Genomic DNA, 16,362 nt, shown 5'->3' on the forward strand with positions numbered 1-16,362 from the left:
AGAAAATTAAAAAGGTGCCTGCAAAGAAGGTAACTGCGTAATCCCTAATTATTATATTTGCAATGCTCTCATTTATATATAAATATCAAAGGCGAGACTGTAAGTCCTAGTTATTATATTAGCAATGCTAAGCAATTCGGAGGATACAGTCAGCAAGCTGACTCAGTCTATCTTAGATATGGAGTCATTTCTTGACACCATAACAAAAGACTCCATGGTCTTCAATATTTTTTGAGTATATCTTAATTTGTAAAAATGGAGTTCGGAAATAAGGAGATTTGGAACTACGGCTCTATCAATAACTGCTTAATAGAGGAAAGGTCTGTATAAGGATAAGTAACTAATACAGAAAAGAACACTAGCTTAATCCAGAGGCTCGTTATAATTTAGAATTTTCGATGCCTCTTCACTTTGATTTACATACTCAATTCAATTTATTTACACCCCCTTTATCAAACATTTAAGTCTATCCGGTGAGATTTCATGGTATCTGAGGTAACACTTGATAAGTCCCGACAGATGTATGAGAAAGCAAAGACCCTAATTCCGGGCGGGGTTAGCAGTCCGGTGCGCGCAATCAAACCCTATCCTTTCTATACAGCGTCAGCTGACGGTTCGAAGATAAGGGACCTTGACGGAAATGAGTACATTGACTACTGCCTTGCCTACGGGCCTGCTGTCCTCGGACACAACCACCCGGTGATAAAGGCAGCAATCAAAGAGCAGCTTGATAAGGGCTGGCTCTACGGGACTCCTACCGAGCTTGAGGTGACCCTCGCAGAAAAGGTCGCAGGCTATTATCCCAGTATTGATATGCTCCGTTTTGTTTCTACAGGGACGGAAGCCACCATGAGTGCGCTGCGCCTTGCTCGCGGCTTTACCCGCAAAAACAAATTTATCAAGATTGAAGGCGGGTTTCATGGCGCCCATGATGCGGTGCTCGTAAAGGCAGGTTCTGGGGCCACAACCCTTGGAGAGCCTGATTCCCTCGGCATCCCTGCCGATTTCACCAAATATACGCTGCAGGCTCCGTATAACGACATTGAAACAATGACCACGCTTGTGGAGAAGAACAGGGACGACCTTGCAGCAGTTATCATAGAGCCTGTGCTTGGGAATATAGGGCCTATCCTCCCGTTGCCTGGGTACCTGAAAGAACTCCGAAAACTCACAAAGGAGAATGATGTCCTGCTCATTTTCGATGAGGTCATTACCGGATTCAGGCTCGCAATGGGTGGGGCGCAGGAATACTTCGGAGTCGTGCCTGACATGACTACTCTAGGAAAGATTGTAGGTGGAGGCCTGCCCATCGGAGTCTTCGGAGGCCGCCGGGAAATTATGGAAATGATCGCTCCTTCCGGAGCTGTCTATCAGGCAGGGACCTTCAGCGGAAGCCCCTGTTCCGTGGCTGCGGGAATTGCCGTGCTTGATTACCTGAAAAAGGAAGATATTCACGCAAAGCTGAATTCAACCGGAGATTACATGCGCGCCGTGGTCTCGGAAATAGTTGAGGACGAAGGGCTTGACTATACGGTTTGCGGCATTGCCTCCATGTTCAAGATATTCTTCGGGGCCGAGCCCCATAATTACCAGGAAGCCCTGAAATGTGACAAGGAAGGCTACCTTTCCTTCTTCCACAGGATGCTTGCAAACGGGGTTTTCCTGCCTCCCTCCCAGTTTGAGACCAACTTCATATCTGCAGCTCACAGCGAGGAGGACATTGAAAAGACCCTTGAAGCTTATGTGGAAAATCTCTGAGGGCTTAGATCTGAGAACTCATGTCTCTCAGGATTTATCGTTGAAAACGTTTGAGGATTTTACATGATAATAGGTACCCGGGGCAGCCAGCTTGCGCTTGCCCAGACCGAAAATGTTGCACGCCTGCTTAAAGAGCGGGGCGTTGAAACCAGCATCAAGATCATAAAAACCAGCGGGGACCGGTTTACTGACCGCCCTCTGCATGCCGTATCCGGAGGAGTCGGGGCTTTTGTCCGGGAACTGGACGATGTCATGCTTGCAGGAGAAATCGATATTGCTGTCCATTCAATGAAGGACATGCCCACAATCCGCCCCGAAGGGCTCCCTACGGTTGCAGTTCTGAAGCGGGACACTCCTTTTGATATCCTGCTCACATACGACGGGACCACTCTTGACGAACTTCCCGAACAGGCCATTATAGGCACCAGTTCCCTGAGAAGGACTGCCCAGATCCGGCGGTATCGGCCTGACCTTATTACTCAGGAACTGCGGGGCAATATCGACACCAGGCTCAGGAAGCTCAAAGAAGGGCAGTATGATGGGATCCTGCTTGCAAAAGCCGGGCTTGAGCGCATGGGCTGGGAAATCGACGGAGAAATCCTTTCCCCGGATTTTTTCTGCCCTTCTCCTAACCAGGGCACGGTTGCAGTGGTTACGAGAGCAGATCCCGAGATTGAAGCTGCGGTTTCCGGGCTCGACCATACTGAGAGCCGGATTGTTACCGAAATCGAGCGCATCCTTATTTCCGAACTTGGAGGAGGCTGTACGACTCCGATCGGTTCTTACGCTGAACTTACCTCTGATAAGCAAGAAATCCATATCCGGGCTGAAGTCCTTTCCCTTGACGGCAAGGAAGATGTCCGGATTGACGAGTTTATTCCGATGCTTGGGGGGCTTGAGAAAGCCAGGGAACTCGGGCACAGGCTTGTGGAGATGGGCGGCAAGCGGCTTGCCGAAGAGGCGCTCCTTCAGATCTCCCGAAATGCGTGCGGTACGGAGAATTCGTTCGATTATTGATACAGAGCCTGCCTGCGGGCAGGAAATGGAGCTATCCAATGTATAATCTCACCGGACTTGAATTAAAAAATCCGACCATTCTTGCAGCCGGGGTGCTCGGGACAACCGGGGCTTCCCTCTGCAGGGTTGCGCGTGAAGGGGGGGCAGGCGCAGTTGTGACCAAATCCATAGGTCCGGCTCCCAAAACCGGCCACTCCAACCCCAGCATGATAAAGCTGGACTGTGGCTTTTTAAATGCAATGGGGCTTCCGAACCCTTCCTATCCAGGCTTCCTTCAGGAGCTTGAGTTTGCAAAAAATAACTCCGCGGTCCCGGTAATTGCAAGTATTTTCGGGGGGGCTCCTTCGGAATTTGCTGAGGTTGCCGAGGGGCTGCTTCCCGCAAAGCCTGACGCTTTAGAGCTGAATGTGAGCTGCCCCCACGCCGAAGGGTACGGGGCTGCAGTCGGTTCAAACCCCTGCCTGGTAGAGGCAGTGACAGCAGCGGTAAAGGACGTCGTCAACGTTCCTGTCTGGGTCAAGCTAACCCCCAATGTTGCAGACATTACCTGTATAGGGAATGCAGCCGAATCCGGGGGGGCGGATGCGGTTGTTGCGATCAATACCGTAAAAGGAATGGCTATTGATATCGAGTCCGGGTACCCGGTGCTTGGTAACCGTTCGGGAGGGCTTTCCGGAAAAGCTGTCAAGCCAGTAGCCGTCAAATGCGTTTACGATCTCTATACTGCCCTGGAAATTCCGGTAATCGGGGTGGGAGGAGTTTCGTCCTGGGAAGACGCTGTGGAGCTGATGATGGCAGGAGCTGCAGCTGTCCAGGTCGGGTCTGCGGTATATGACAGGGTGGATATCTTTTCTGAAATCGGGGCAGGAATAGAAGCCTTCCTCGAAAGAAAAGGCTATTCGGATATTCAGAAAATTATAGGGCTTTCCCACGAGATGGTCTGATGCTTCCTCTTAATGTTACAATAACACAGATAACTGAAGAATCCCCTCTGGTCAGGACTTTTTTCTTTGACCACAGGTTTGAGGATATGGATCCGGGCCAGTTTGTGATGGTCTGGGTCAGAGGCGTGGATGAGGTCCCCATGGGCCTTTCCAGAAATAATTCCATAACGGTCCAGAAGGTAGGCGAGGCGACTTCAAAGCTTTTTGAGTTAAAAGAAGGGGACTCTTTCGGACTCAGGGGGCCTTTCGGAAAGGGCTTTACCCTTCCCTCAAGAGGCGAAAAAGTCCTTCTTATAGCCGGCGGGGTCGGAGCTGCTCCTCTCTCACCTTATGCCGAGGCAGCCTCTGCCGCAGGTGCGGAAGTGCATACAATTCTTGGGGCGCGGAGTGCCGGAGACCTGCTTTTTGAATGGCGTTTCGAGGCTCTCGGAGATATCTATGCCTCTACAGATGACGGTTCAAAAGGCGTTAAAGGGTTTGTTACCGATGTCCTCAAAGGGCTTGATGTTGCAGCTTATGACCGAATTGCAGTCTGCGGTCCTGAAATAATGATGGCTTCGGTGTTCAGGCTCCTTGAAGAGAGGAAGGTTCTGGAAAAGGCAGAGTTCAGCCTCCACCGCTATTTTAAGTGTGGCATCGGCGTCTGCGGGGCGTGCTGCATAGACCTGTCAGGACTCCGGGTCTGCAAGGACGGGCCTGTGTTTTCCGGGATTCAGCTCCTTGGTTCGGAGCTCGGGAAATATTCACGGGACGCCAGCGGGCGAAGAATTAAAATTTAAGTTTCGATATATCCTTTTAAAAAATGAAAGAGAGCAGGTAAACAGCTCCGTGAAAACAGGACGAGGACGGTAAAACTATGATTGGAAGGTTCAGGTCAGGAGATAATGTTTTTTATGGAGAAATCGAAGATGGGCGGGTGTATCCCAATGGAGGGGTCTCGGCCGGGACATTCGAACTTTCGGAACTTCGGGTTCTACCTCCTTCTTTTCCCTCTAAAATCGTCTGTGTCGGCCTGAACTATAAGGACCACGCAGACGAGCTTTCCATGGAAGTCCCTGAAAATCCTATTCTCTTTTTAAAGCCCCCATCTGCGGTTATAGGGCATGGAGACAAGATCATTTACCCTGCATCCAGTTCTCAGGTGGATTACGAAGCTGAACTTGCAGTCGTGATCGGAAAGCGCTGCAAAAACATTTCCGCCGAAAAGGCTGAGGACGTGATCGCAGGCTATAGCTGTTTTAATGATGTGACTGCCCGTGATCTTCAGCAAAAGGACGGACAGTGGACAAGGGCAAAGAGTTTTGATACCTTTGCGGCATTCGGACCTTATATTGTTTCTACGGACGAAATTGATGTTTCTGACCTGAAGATCTCCTGCAGGGTAAACGGGGGAACCAGACAGGAGTCGAGCACCTCAAACCTTATTTTTGACATTCCTTTTCTTATCGAATTCATCACCGAGATTATGACCCTGGAAGTTGGGGATGTAATTGCTACCGGGACACCTCCTGGAGTTGGAGAACTGCAGAGAGGGGATACCGTAGAAGTCGAGATCCAGGGAATCGGAACACTTAGAAACGAGGTTGTCTGATGCTGCTTGAGCATATTGGAACTGAACTTGACCTTACGGAACGCCACCTGATAGTGCTTAAAAAGGTAATTGAAGAAGGCCCCATAGGAATCCTCAAACTTGCAGAAGTTACCGGGATGCAGAACCACAAGGTGCGTTATTCCCTCAGAGTCCTTGAGCAGGCAAATCTTATCAAGCCTTCAGCTCAGGGAGCTGTACCCGGGGATGCTGTCCCTAAATTCCTGCAGAACTTTGAGCGAGACCTGAGTAAAATCAATGAGAAAGTGTCCCGCCTCCGGGAGATTGAAGCTTCAATCCCGAAGTAAATGCCCTCAAGGTAAATGTCCTTAAGGTAAATGCCCTCAAGGTAAAGGTTCTGATTTTGAAAAGCCTTTTCAAGACACTCGTTTTTACTGTTTGGATTTTTCTATGGAGTCCCGGGCTTCGGTGACTTTTTATAATCCTATTTACATGTTTTTCCGCAATCATCGGATTCGGCTCATTTTATGGATTTCTCCTTTTGGGGTTTATCCTCTGAGTTGGACCTGCGTGATATTTCTATCCCATCCGATCAAGATTTAATTCGTGTTTGATACCGACCAAGATTTAATTCGTGTTTGATACCGACCAAGATTTAATTCGTGTTTGATACCGATCAAGATTTAATTCATGTTTGATAATCCATTTAAGGTTTAATTCATGTTTATTGATTCAATCAAGATTTAATCCTTGTTTATTTCAGGAGAAACTCCTATGACCTTAAGTCCTGAAGATCTTAAAACAATAGAAAAATACGCCCTTCAAAATGCTGTAAAATACGAAAAAGCCCCTCAGTCCAAAGCTGTAATGGGCAAGGTAATGGGGGAGTGTCCCCAGCTGAGGGCCAATCCTGGGGCCGTCTCGACGGCACTTAAATCCATTGTTTCTGAAATCGCTAAAGGAAACCCCGAAGCCTGGAAAACCCGGCTGTCGGAAATTGCCCCCGAGCTAATAGAAGCCCTGAATGTAAAGAAAGAGCCTGAGAAGGGTTTAAAGCCCCTCGAAGGGGCAGAGCCCGGAAAAGTCGTAATGCGTTTTGCTCCGAACCCCAATGGGCCCGGGACCCTGGGCAGTGCAAGGGGTATGGTGGTCAATTCCGAGTACGTAAAGATGTATAAGGGCAAGTTTGTCCTGCGCTTTGACGATACCGATCCTGATATTAAGCGCCCCATGCTTGAAGCTTATGACTGGTACCTGGACGACTTCAAATGGCTCGGGGTCGTGCCTGACCGGGTTGTCTACGCTTCGGACCATTTCCCCATCTATTACGATTATGCAAGAAAGCTGATCGAGATGGGCAAAGCCTATGTCTGTTTCTGTAAAGGGGAAGACTTCAAAAGGTTAAAGGACGCCAAGCAGGCCTGTCCGCACAGGGACACGAGCCCTGAAGAAAACCTCATGCACTGGGAAAAGATGCTTGCCGGGGAATATGAAGACCAGCAGGCAGTGCTCCGGATTAAGACCGATATCGAACATAAGGATCCTGCGCTGAGGGACTGGGGGGCATTCAGGATCAGAAAGATGTCCCACCCCCGCGCTGAAATCGGAAACAAATACGTTGTCTGGCCCCTTCTGGACTTTGCAGGCGCAATCGAAGACCATGAGCTCGGCATGACCCATATCATTCGGGGTAAAGACCTTATAGACAGCGAAAAGCGGCAGGGCTACATCTACAAATACTTCGGCTGGACCTACCCGAAAACAACTCACTGGGGCAGGGTCAAGATCCACGAGTTCGGGAAGTTCAGCACGAGCAGCCTCAGGAAAGCCATTGAAGCCGGAGAATACAGCGGCTGGGATGACCCCAGGCTTCCCACAATAAGGGCAATCCGACGCCGTGGAATACAGGCTGAAGCCCTTAAAAAGTTCATGATCGAAATGGGAGTCGGGATGACTGATGTGAGTATCAGTATGGAGTCCCTTTATGCCGAAAACCGCAAAATCGTGGACCCCGTTGCAAACAGGTACTTCTTTGTCTGGGCTCCTGTAGAACTGGAAATTGCAGGTATGGAGCCTACGGTTGCAAAACTTCCGCTCCACCCGACTGATCATTCCAGAGGTGTAAGGGAAATCGCCGTGGGAAATAAGGTGCTTGTCTGCGCTGAAGACGTTGAAAAGCTGGAACTTGGTTCCGTCATCCGCTTAAAAGATTTCTGCAACATCGAAATCACTTCCCTTTCCCCGCTTCAGGCAAAACACTCTGATGTCTCTCTCGAAGCCCTTAAAAAAGCAAAAGCAAAGATCGTCCACTGGGCTCCAGTTGACGGAATTTCTGTTAAAGTGCGCGGCCCAGAAGGCGATCTTGAAGGAATCGGAGAAAAAGGAATAGTGGGAGAACTTGACAAAATTGTACAGTTTGAACGTTTCGGCTTCTGCAGAATTGATGCCGTAAGCGAAGAAAAAGTTGTGGCGTACTTTGCCCACAAATGATTAAGGGAAAATTTGCTTTCAATAACTAAGGGTAAATTTTATCCACAAATAATTAAGGGAATAAAGAAGGGCAGGAAAAAGACAGAAAGGCTATCCCTTCCGTTTCCTTCTCTTTTTTCGATTTTAAATTAGTTTTATCTTTTCCGTTTCAGGATATAAGCCGCTCCTGTTGCCAGAACCGCAAGTCCCAGGCTAGGCCCGGGGGCTCCGTTTTCTTCTTCGGCCTCGGTTTCGGGAGTTTCCTCCCCTTCACCCGCAGTTTCGTTTACTTCTTCCGTTACCGCTTCAAGAGGGGTTTCAGTCACATTGGCTGCTCCTTCCCTGTCTTCCAGGCCCTGCTCGTAAGCTTCGGCATCCAGTTCGTTTTCGAGGGCTGTGACCGCAGCCGGGACTTTCGGATAAAGCGGGGAGTTGTCGGTCCCACCTCCGCTTACCTCGTATGAGGCATCGCATATCCCATTGCTGTTTTCATCCACGCAGGTCTCACTGTAGCCGGTGCCTTCAAGGTCTGCCCAGAAATTTCCGCCAATATACGGGCCCCGGATAAGGTTACTTTTGGTTGAAAGGGTACTATGCCAGTTATTATCTGAATTTACGGTGTTTTCCTCGACATTTTCGGCGTTTTTGAAGTAGTTATTATAAATGATGTTCTTGCTGCTCTCTTTAAGGGAGATTCCGTACTCGTAGTTGTAAGCGATGAGGTTGTCCTGGATCGTGTTTGAGTCCGAGCCTTCGAGCCTTATCCCGACTTCGTTCAGGGTCATGGTGTTGCCGTTTATGTTATTGGTCCCCGCATTCTGCAGCAGAATTCCGTATTCCGAGTTTTTTGCCAGGTTATTGTTGATATAGCAGTTATTGACTCCTGTCAACAAAATCCCGGCTTTATTCGAGTCTTCGACTCCAAAGCCGCTGAAAGTCGCCCTGTCCGCAGTTATCTCCACGGCACTTTCTGCAGGGTCCGCTGCCTTTACAATCGTATTCTCAGGGTTTCGCGAGTCCGACCAGATCCTGACCTGCTTGTTGATTTTGAGGTTTTCATTGTAAGTCCCCTGGCTCACAAAAATAGTATCTCCGTCGTTTGCGGCGTCCACTGCAGCCTGTATTGTGGCATAGCCCCCTTCTGCCTCAGGGTTCACGTTCAGGTTTGCTGCGGAAATGGCAGTGCATGTTGTGCATATGACTGCCAGGATAAATGCCACTGAGACGATTTTCAACGCCTGTAAATGCCTTTCTTTTATTCTTTCCATCTTTAGTTTCTCCCTTTACTTTTCCTTTTCTTTTGGTTTTTTTCATTAGGTTATATCTATTTAGAAACCGCTAAACTTCTTTTTTTCGAATTTAACCTCTTTTTCAGGAACGGATTTTTATCAGGTTTTCAAGAATGAATCCTGTTTATTTTTTAGGAGATAAGTCTTGCAATATTTTGTCAGGAAAAGAATTTTGTCCTGAAAAGATATATTTTTTGAATCACAATTTCTGAACAATCCTTCTTAAAAAGTAGGGTCCAAAGCTTGCAGGAGTGAAATTTGTCTAAAATAAACGCTGAGGATTTCCAGATTTTTTTGGTCAACCGGACATCTGCGCCTCTCAGGTCCAGAAATATAAATTGTGGCATAATGTTCTGAAGCCTCATCAGTCCTGAAAACTAATAAGACCTGAAGTCTGATAAGGCCTGAAGCCTGATATGGACTGAAACCCGATGGGGACTGAAATCCGACCGCCTTTAAAGGTCCGTAGTTTCAAATGCCTGCAGGCACAAAATAAAACCTAAAACCATAAACCTAAAACCCTTATATCTGAATCGTTTTATTATTGTCTCGAATGGAGGCTTAAAATGGATGAGAAAATTGCGCCCCAACTTGAAGAGCTAACCAGGGCGCTTGGAGACCTTGAAAAAACCGGCATCCGGACAGAATTCGATAAACTTCTTGCTTATCGCGTCCCTCCGGAGCTTGCAAAGGAGAGTATCCTCCGAAAGTTTGGGGGAAAAAGAAAAATCCTGAAGGTAAAAGACCTTTCGGCTTCCCTGAAGAATATCGAAATAACCGGCAGGATCCTGGACCTCGGGGAAAAGGCAATCCGCCCTCAGGAAGGGGTTCAGGAAAGTCCTTCCAGGTTGTACACCGGGGTTCTTGCAGATGAAACGGGTTCGGTCATGTTTTCCTCCTGGAAGGAGCTTCCGGGTTCGATCGGAGATGTTCTCAATATCCGGAACGCCTATACCCGCCTCTGGCAGAACCGGATAAGGCTATCCATAGGGGAGCAGTCTCTGGTATCTATAGTTCCCAATTCTTCCATTCCGCCGCTTTCCGAACTTTCCGAAAGCCCCGCAAAAAAATTGATTGATATAGGCGCTGCGGATTTCTCCGTAAGTACCGTTGCCTGCGTACTTCAGCTTTCTCACAGGGAAGTCCTGGTCAGGGGAAAGCAGTCTAAGGTGATTTCCGGCGTGCTTGCAGATGAGACTTCCAGACTGCCTTTCACCGCCTGGGTCGAACTTCCGGGCATCGACATTGGAAGCTTAATCCGGGTCGAAGGAGCCCAGATCCGCATGTTCAGGGGAATGCCTTCGATCAACCTCGTCAGCAGTACCAGAGTCTCTTTGGTCGGGCCTGAAGAAGCCGAAAAACTTGCTTTCACTTTCGAGTCCGCAGCAAAAGAACCTGCCCTCCTGAAAATTGAAGAAATCGCCTCAAGAGACAGCATGTTTGACGTAGCTACTGCAGGCAACGTTGTTTCGGTCAGGCCGGGGTCGGGAATAATTACCCGCTGCCCCGAATGCAGCCGCGTGGTCCAGAAAGGAAACTGCAGGGTGCACGGCAAGGTGGAAGGCATAAGGGACATGCGGATCAAGGCCGTGCTGGACGACGGGACAGGGGCAATGTTCGTTATGTTTCCGAGGGAACTCGCTGAAACCATCTACGGAAAGACCCTTGAGGAAGCTGAACAGCTGATGTTTTCCGATATTTCCAAGGATGCGGTTTACGAAGACCTGAGAAGGTTCCTTACCGGGCGTTATCTTGCAGTGCGCGGGAATGCTTCACAGGGGGAGTATGGGATTTCTTTTGTTGCGGAAAGCTCCTGGGTGCCTGAAGATGACCTTGCTGTCAGGGCAGTTGAGCTGCTACAAAGGCTCGGGCAGGACGAAGAAGATTCCGGCTTCGAAGGAGGAATTAACCTTGCTTAAGAGGGAAGTTGCAAAAAGGGTTTTTGCAAAGGAATTCGAAGCCTGCAGGGAGCTTGAGAAGTCCGCAAGGCAGGCGTCCGAACTCGCGGATTCGAAGTCCCCCAACCTGCTTATCAGCCCTCTGGGGCTTATTCTCAACCGGGTCTTTGTTGTCGGGGTGCTTACCGAACTCGACAGCATAGGCACGCAAAATGAAATGTGGAAAGCCAGGATTGTTGATCCTACAGGCGCTTTTACGGTATACGCAGGGCAATACCAGCCCGATGCATCCATTTTCTTTTCAATGGTCCGGGTCCCTATTTTCATAGCCCTTACCGGAAAAGCCAGAATTTACGAGCCCGAACCAGGTTCGGTTTTTATTTCTATCCGGGCAGAAGAGGCAAATGTTGTGGATGAAGAGATCCGCAATAGATGGGTTGTGGATACCGCAGAACAGAGCGTTGACAGGCTGGAGGCTTTTTCGGAAGCTCTTGAAGTCGGATACCGTGGAGAGGCCCTCAGGGAATACCTGCTTGAGAGGGGAGTTTCCGAAGAGTTTGCGGAGGGGATTTCTATTGCCCTTGAAAGGGAACGCTTCCCCCGGGAGTTTGCAAGACAGCTCAGGGCTTCTATCAGGGAAGGGCTTAAAGCTCTTGATTTTGAAGCCGAAGGCACTGCAGAAGCTGCCGACCAGAAGGAGTTCGTCCTTGAACTGCTCAGGGAAATGGGCGGAAACAAGGGAGTTGATTACGCTGCTTTTGTAGATAGTGCGGTCGCAAAAGGTGTCCCTGAAGAGGTAGTAGAGGAAGTTGTCCGCTCTCTTCTTGCGGGAGGGCAGTGTTACGAGCCCAGGATCGGGATCATAAGGCTTGTGGGTTGACCTTACGGGCAGGACTTAAACGCTCCTGATGAGGAAAAATTTGCCACCAAAAAATGTGACAATGCTTAAGTGTGATTAAGTTATTTGATATCCTTTGTTAAAATTTAGCATCTCACGTTTATAGTATTTATCTGGAGAAATTGACATGAAAGTATTAGTCAGCGACTCACTCTCCAATGAAGGTTTGGAGATCCTAAAAGAGCACTTTACTGTTGACGTTAACACCGGTCTCTCCGAAGATGAGCTGGTGGAAAAGATCGGGGAATACGATGCCCTCGTAATACGCAGCGGCACCCAGGTTACTCAGAGAGTAATCGAGGCTGCTGACAACCTGAAGATTGTCGGAAGAGCGGGAGTCGGAGTCGACAATGTCGATGTGGACGCAGCCACAAAGAAAGGAATTATCGTGGCCAACGCTCCCGAAGGAAACATGATTTCGGCAGCAGAACACACAATTGGCATGATGATGGCGATGTCCAGGAATATCCCTCAGGCCAATGCTTCCCTGAAAGGCAGGGAATGGAAGCGCAACAAGTTCATGGGCGTTGAGGTCAAGGGTAAGACTCTGGGAATTATAGGGCTCGGAAGAATCGGGTCTGAAGTTGCAAAGCGGGCTTCAGGGCTTGAGATGAACCTCATGGGATACGACCCCTTCATCTCCGAGAAGCGGGCTATGGAACTCGGAGTCAAGCTGGCTACGGTTAATGAGATCTCAAAAGAGGCTGACTACATCACTGTGCACACTCCCCTTATCAAGGAGACCCGAAACATCCTCGATGACGAGCAGTTTGACCTCATGAAGTCAGGAGTCAGGATACTCAACTGCGCACGCGGCGGTATTATCAATGAAGCAGCTCTGGTAAGAGCCCTCGAAAGCGGGAAGGTAGGCGGGGCAGCCCTGGACGTATTTGTCGAAGAGCCTCCTTTTGGCAGCCCTCTTCTCAACTTTGACAATGTTATCGTAACTCCTCACCTCGGAGCCTCCACCCAGGAAGCTCAGGTTAATGTTGCAATCGATATCGCCAAAGAAGTTGTTTCCGTCCTTACCGGCGGGCTTGCAAAGAATGCAATCAATATTCCGTCCGTAAAGCCCGAAGCTATGGCAGTCCTTGCCCCGTATATCAGGCTTGCAGAACTCATGGGCAAGATTGCAGGGCAGCTCGTGGACAGCAACTACGAAAAAGTAGAAATCGGGTATAATGGGGAAATCTCAGGAAAAGATACCAGGCCCCTTACGGTTTCCGCCCTCAAAGGCCTGCTTGAGATGGCTCTCGGAGCCGGGGTAAACTATGTCAATGCCCCTGCCCTTGCGAAGTCCAGACAGATCGCAGTTGTGGAAAGCAAGTCCGAATCCGCAGAAGAGTATTCTTCCACTGTCAGCATCAAACTCTCCAGCGGAGAAACCGCAAAGCTGGTTGCAGGAACCGTTGTTGGAGATGAGCCCAAGATTGTTTCCATCGATGAGGACAGGGTAGACATTTTCCCTGCAGGCCGCATGATCTTTGCCAAGCACATTAACAAGCCGAACGTTATCGGACCCTGCTGCATGGTGCTCGGGAAAAACAACATCAACATTTCAGGTATGCAGGTCGGCAGGTCAGAAGTCGGTGGCGTGACCATGATGGTCCTTAATGTGGACACCGATGTCTCCGATGCGATCCTTGATGAGGTCAGGCAGGTCCCAGGCATCCTCAATGCCAAGCTTGTGACCCTCTGATTCAAAAAATCTTCTGCTTCGGCACGGGATTAGAGCTGATTTCTGTGCCGGAGACATTTACTTTTCCAGGAATTCCTTATATATGAAACGCGCTCGGGACGGACTCATATACTGTCCAGTCCTTCCATGTGCAGTTATTTTCCGATTATTTTTCGAGGTTCGTGAATGGAAGAACTTAAACGTGTTGTTTCGGCTCCTTTTAAGAAAAATCTTGTAGCTTCCCTCCCGGAAAAAGACTTTGAGTTTTCCCTTGCCTTTGACCTGAAATGGTTTTCTCCAAAGGTTGCTTCTGAGGTGAAGAGCCGCGCCCTTGAAGCAGGTCTGCTTTCCCTTAAAAACGGTGCCCTTTTTCCCGGTTTTGAGGTTGAAAGTGTCCGGCTTCCTCATGCGTACAAGCCACCGGAGGGTTTTCTCGAACTCAAAGAGAAACCCGGAAAACCGGGAAACTCTTCTGCGGGACGTCAAAAGGAAGACATATCCTTTGAACAGATCCTTGACTTCGTTTCCGCGGACACGGGCCTGAACCGGCAACGGCTTGTTGCCGAAATCAATTCCATGCAGGACCGGCTTTCTTATCTTGTGGACATCCGGATAGTGGCCTTAATTGTTGCAAAGAAGTTCGGATGCGATATAGACGGGGTAATCGGGAAGGTTTCGAAGGCGGTTCTTGGCTCTTCTTATTAACGAAGCTATTCGTTTTTCTGGTGGGGACCGGAAGGTTTGGATGAGAGTGTGCCTGCAGGATAATTTTGTTTGGTGGGTTTCATAAATTGCTATGAACTGTTTCCATAATCGGGGGCGCCGACATCTCCGGCGTAGTTATCTCTACATATGCGCCTGTTCCGGCATTATCCAGCTCTGCCATAATCTTATCCAGGTCGCCGCAGGTGGTAGCCTTCCTTATCACCCAGCCACTACAGCCAAGTGCCTCCGGCAATTTATGATATTGCCATTGTGCCAGGTCATTGTAACAGTAATCTAACTTCCTGGATAGCATCCTTTCTATCAGGTAGCCGTGATTATTCAGCACGAAAATAATAGGTTTCAAGCCATAGCGGTAAAACTGGCTTACCTCCTGAGCAGTCATCTGGTGCGCCCCTTCTCCCGTTATAAGGATTACTCGCCTGTCCGGGGCAGCCAGTGCGGCCCCGAAGGAAGCCGGAGTAGCCCAGCCTATCGCACCCCAGAGCGTCTGGCTGTGGAGCCTGGCTCCTTCAGGTAAAAATACTGGCAGTAAGCCATAGAAAGATGTGCCTGAGTCCGCTATGATGATATCGTCAGGCTTAAAAAATTTCGTGCAGCTCGCGTACAGGTAATCAGCAGTTATCGGGCTGCCGGCATCTACTTCTGGCGTTGCGGGCTGCCTGGCCGCAGGTCCCCTGATATCAGTACGCTTACGAAGTCTTCTGGCGAGTTCCTCCAGCACATCGGACATTTTCAGATTGGTATAACCGGCATATCCTATATGGACATCGTAAGGCACGATACTGATGATGCGGTCTCTGTCCAGTTTTGCCGTGAACATGCCCGTATTAACATCAAACAGAATAGTGCCTATAGTAAGTACGCAGTCGCAGGATTCCACGAACTCCCTGATTTCGGGATTCACAAGCTGTCCCATATATAGTCCGAGATAGGAGGGATTAGTTTCGTCGATTACTGATTTATCCATCGGCATGGTCACATAAGGCAAGCCCGAAGCATTAACAACTTCAGTGGTCAGGTCCTTGAGCCCGAAGCGGTCAACAAAGATACCCGGTATAATACAGGCTTTCTCTGCACCAGATAACCTGTTTATAATGGTTGAGACTGCTTCTTCCAGTACTTCAGGGTCGCTTTTTACAGGTACGTTTGCCGGTGCCTGGGAAGATAAGATCTTTTCATGCACATGTGAGATGTTTTCATGTACATAGTCGTGAGGTATGGCAATGTAGACTGGACGGCGGTATCCCAGGGCTGCCGCAATGACGCGCTCGACTTCTTGAATGCAGTTTCCCGGGGTGAGCATTGTCTTAGCACATACTGCCGGCGTAGCCATGGTCATGAACTGATCGAACTCTCCGTTGCCAAACGTATGATGTACTAAGGCATTTCTTTCCTGAACCGGCGTTGCCGGCATTCCGACAATATGGAACACCAGATTGTGCTCCGCGTAAGAGCCTGCTATGCCGCATAGTGCGGATAATTCCCCCACCCCAAAGGTAGTGGACAGCGCTGACATGCCATTGATACGGGCATAACCGTCGGCAGCATAAGCAGCGTTTAGCTCATTACAACAGCCTATCCATCGCAGCTCTTTATCATCACAAATGGCGTTATTGATGGGAAATGCATAGTCCCCTGGCACACCGAAAATGTCCCTGATGCCCAGCTGCTTTAATCGATTCAGAAGATATTGAATAACTGTCTCAGGCATGATATACCACCAAAGTCATGTTTGATTGTTTCACCTTTTTGGACCGGAATCCGTATTCATCAATCCGCAAAAATTTGATTTCTGTACGTGTCAACCCGAATTTTGATGCCGACTATTCGGAAACATTTGCAGTCAACGTGCCCATGCCGCTGAGCCCTGATAGTGACCGCTGCACTATAAAAGGCGGGGCAACCGGGCGGGGATAGCCCGGGCCAATCGCGCGGTTTTCTTAGTTTTGCAGCTCGACCAACTGTCAGTCTTCCATTCTGACATTTTCAAAGCAATCCGATGTTCGTCTGGCGCTTGTTCTCAGATCGGATACTAACTCTACACGACATTGATCATTACCCAAAATCGATCGTTACCTCAACGTTGACCGTTCCCCAATTATTATAATTCCTCTAATTATAAAAAGCAGGACTAAT

14 protein-coding genes are annotated in these 16,362 nt (G+C 49.0%); 12 read left to right on the forward strand and 2 right to left on the reverse strand.

Annotation, left to right across the window (positions count from 1 at the left end; translation table 11 throughout):
- Nucleotides 1–483 precede the first annotated feature (483 nt).
- The 7 genes from hemL to MA_RS03080 all read left to right on the forward strand — a co-directional run bounded on the left by hemL (nt 484) and on the right by MA_RS03080 (nt 7,758).
- Complete coding sequence (gene hemL / locus MA_RS03050; protein ID WP_011020630.1) at nt 484–1,758, forward strand: glutamate-1-semialdehyde 2,1-aminomutase; 1,275 nt, start codon at nt 484–486, stop codon at nt 1,756–1,758.
- A gap of 63 nt (nt 1,759–1,821) precedes the next feature.
- The gene (gene hemC / locus MA_RS03055; protein ID WP_011020631.1) at nt 1,822–2,775 is read left to right on the forward strand and encodes a hydroxymethylbilane synthase; all 954 of its coding nucleotides are present in this window, start codon (nt 1,822–1,824) and stop codon (nt 2,773–2,775) included.
- 38 nt (nt 2,776–2,813) lie between these two features.
- Complete coding sequence (locus tag MA_RS03060) at nt 2,814–3,719, forward strand: dihydroorotate dehydrogenase (RefSeq protein ID WP_048066118.1); 906 nt, start codon at nt 2,814–2,816, stop codon at nt 3,717–3,719.
- Entirely contained in the window at nt 3,719–4,498 is a 780-nt protein-coding gene (locus MA_RS03065; protein ID WP_011020633.1) for a dihydroorotate dehydrogenase electron transfer subunit, read from the forward strand. Before MA_RS03060 ends, MA_RS03065 begins: the two co-directional genes overlap by 1 nt.
- 77 nt (nt 4,499–4,575) lie before the next feature.
- Nucleotides 4,576–5,310 carry a fumarylacetoacetate hydrolase family protein gene (locus MA_RS03070; RefSeq protein WP_011020634.1) on the forward strand — a complete coding sequence of 245 codons (735 nt, stop codon included), beginning with the start codon at nt 4,576–4,578 and terminating at the stop codon, nt 5,308–5,310.
- Entirely contained in the window at nt 5,310–5,615 is a 306-nt protein-coding gene (locus MA_RS03075; RefSeq protein WP_011020635.1) for a hypothetical protein, read from the forward strand. Before MA_RS03070 ends, MA_RS03075 begins: the two co-directional genes overlap by 1 nt.
- 427 nt (nt 5,616–6,042) lie before the next feature.
- The gene (locus MA_RS03080) at nt 6,043–7,758 is read left to right on the forward strand and encodes a glutamate--tRNA ligase (protein WP_048064918.1); all 1,716 of its coding nucleotides are present in this window, start codon (nt 6,043–6,045) and stop codon (nt 7,756–7,758) included.
- Nucleotides 7,759–7,892: 134 nt separating this feature from the next.
- On the opposite strand, the gene MA_RS03085 is transcribed toward MA_RS03080, so the two are convergent.
- Nucleotides 7,893–9,005, reverse strand: a complete 1,113-nt coding sequence (locus tag MA_RS03085) for a NosD domain-containing protein (protein WP_011020637.1) — start codon at nt 9,003–9,005, stop codon at nt 7,893–7,895.
- 587 nt (nt 9,006–9,592) lie between these two features.
- Here MA_RS03085 and MA_RS03095 point away from each other — a divergent pair.
- From MA_RS03095 to MA_RS03110, 4 genes are all read left to right on the forward strand, one after another.
- The gene (locus MA_RS03095; RefSeq protein ID WP_011020639.1) at nt 9,593–10,945 is read left to right on the forward strand and encodes a Single-stranded DNA binding protein; all 1,353 of its coding nucleotides are present in this window, start codon (nt 9,593–9,595) and stop codon (nt 10,943–10,945) included.
- Nucleotides 10,938–11,804 (forward strand): RPA family protein, encoded by an 867-nt coding sequence (locus MA_RS03100; RefSeq protein WP_048064919.1) that lies wholly within the window; start codon nt 10,938–10,940, stop codon nt 11,802–11,804. The genes MA_RS03095 and MA_RS03100 overlap by 8 nt, the downstream gene beginning before the upstream one ends.
- A 145-nt stretch (nt 11,805–11,949) precedes the next feature.
- Entirely contained in the window at nt 11,950–13,521 is a 1,572-nt protein-coding gene (serA, locus tag MA_RS03105; protein ID WP_011020641.1) for a phosphoglycerate dehydrogenase, read from the forward strand.
- Between the two features lie 165 nt (nt 13,522–13,686).
- Nucleotides 13,687–14,205, forward strand: a complete 519-nt coding sequence (locus MA_RS03110) for a DUF2240 family protein (RefSeq protein ID WP_011020642.1) — start codon at nt 13,687–13,689, stop codon at nt 14,203–14,205.
- A gap of 79 nt (nt 14,206–14,284) precedes the next feature.
- Here MA_RS03110 and MA_RS03115 read toward each other — a convergent pair whose 3' ends face one another.
- Nucleotides 14,285–15,937, reverse strand: coding sequence for an alpha-keto acid decarboxylase family protein (locus tag MA_RS03115; RefSeq protein ID WP_011020643.1), 1,653 nt, complete (start codon nt 15,935–15,937; stop codon nt 14,285–14,287).
- A 38-nt stretch (nt 15,938–15,975) separates the two neighbouring features.
- Between MA_RS03115 and MA_RS28340 the strand changes: the two genes are divergently transcribed.
- Nucleotides 15,976–16,143: a hypothetical protein gene (locus MA_RS28340; protein ID WP_226990740.1), complete on the forward strand. Its 168-nt coding sequence runs from the start codon at nt 15,976–15,978 to the stop codon at nt 16,141–16,143.
- The last annotated feature ends 219 nt before the right edge of the window (nt 16,144–16,362 follow it).

This window comes from Methanosarcina acetivorans C2A, from assembly GCF_000007345.1.
GTDB lineage: Archaea > Halobacteriota > Methanosarcinia > Methanosarcinales > Methanosarcinaceae > Methanosarcina > Methanosarcina acetivorans.

What these genes read in the sequence shown, in the direction of transcription:
- MA_RS03085 (WP_011020637.1), bottom strand. Translation starts at nt 9,005, where the DNA reads ATGGAAAGAATAAAAGAAAGGCATTTACAGGCGTTGAAAATCGTCTCA.
- MA_RS03110 (WP_011020642.1), top strand. Translation starts at nt 13,687, where the DNA reads ATGGAAGAACTTAAACGTGTTGTTTCGGCTCCTTTTAAGAAAAATCTT.
- MA_RS03115 (WP_011020643.1), bottom strand. Translation starts at nt 15,937, where the DNA reads ATGCCTGAGACAGTTATTCAATATCTTCTGAATCGATTAAAGCAGCTG.
- hemL (WP_011020630.1), top strand. Translation starts at nt 484, where the DNA reads ATGGTATCTGAGGTAACACTTGATAAGTCCCGACAGATGTATGAGAAA.
- serA (WP_011020641.1), top strand. Translation starts at nt 11,950, where the DNA reads ATGAAAGTATTAGTCAGCGACTCACTCTCCAATGAAGGTTTGGAGATC.
- MA_RS03070 (WP_011020634.1), top strand. Translation starts at nt 4,576, where the DNA reads ATGATTGGAAGGTTCAGGTCAGGAGATAATGTTTTTTATGGAGAAATC.
- MA_RS03075 (WP_011020635.1), top strand. Translation starts at nt 5,310, where the DNA reads ATGCTGCTTGAGCATATTGGAACTGAACTTGACCTTACGGAACGCCAC.
- hemC (WP_011020631.1), top strand. Translation starts at nt 1,822, where the DNA reads ATGATAATAGGTACCCGGGGCAGCCAGCTTGCGCTTGCCCAGACCGAA.
- MA_RS03060 (WP_048066118.1), top strand. Translation starts at nt 2,814, where the DNA reads ATGTATAATCTCACCGGACTTGAATTAAAAAATCCGACCATTCTTGCA.
- MA_RS03080 (WP_048064918.1), top strand. Translation starts at nt 6,043, where the DNA reads ATGACCTTAAGTCCTGAAGATCTTAAAACAATAGAAAAATACGCCCTT.
- MA_RS03095 (WP_011020639.1), top strand. Translation starts at nt 9,593, where the DNA reads ATGGATGAGAAAATTGCGCCCCAACTTGAAGAGCTAACCAGGGCGCTT.
- MA_RS03065 (WP_011020633.1), top strand. Translation starts at nt 3,719, where the DNA reads ATGCTTCCTCTTAATGTTACAATAACACAGATAACTGAAGAATCCCCT.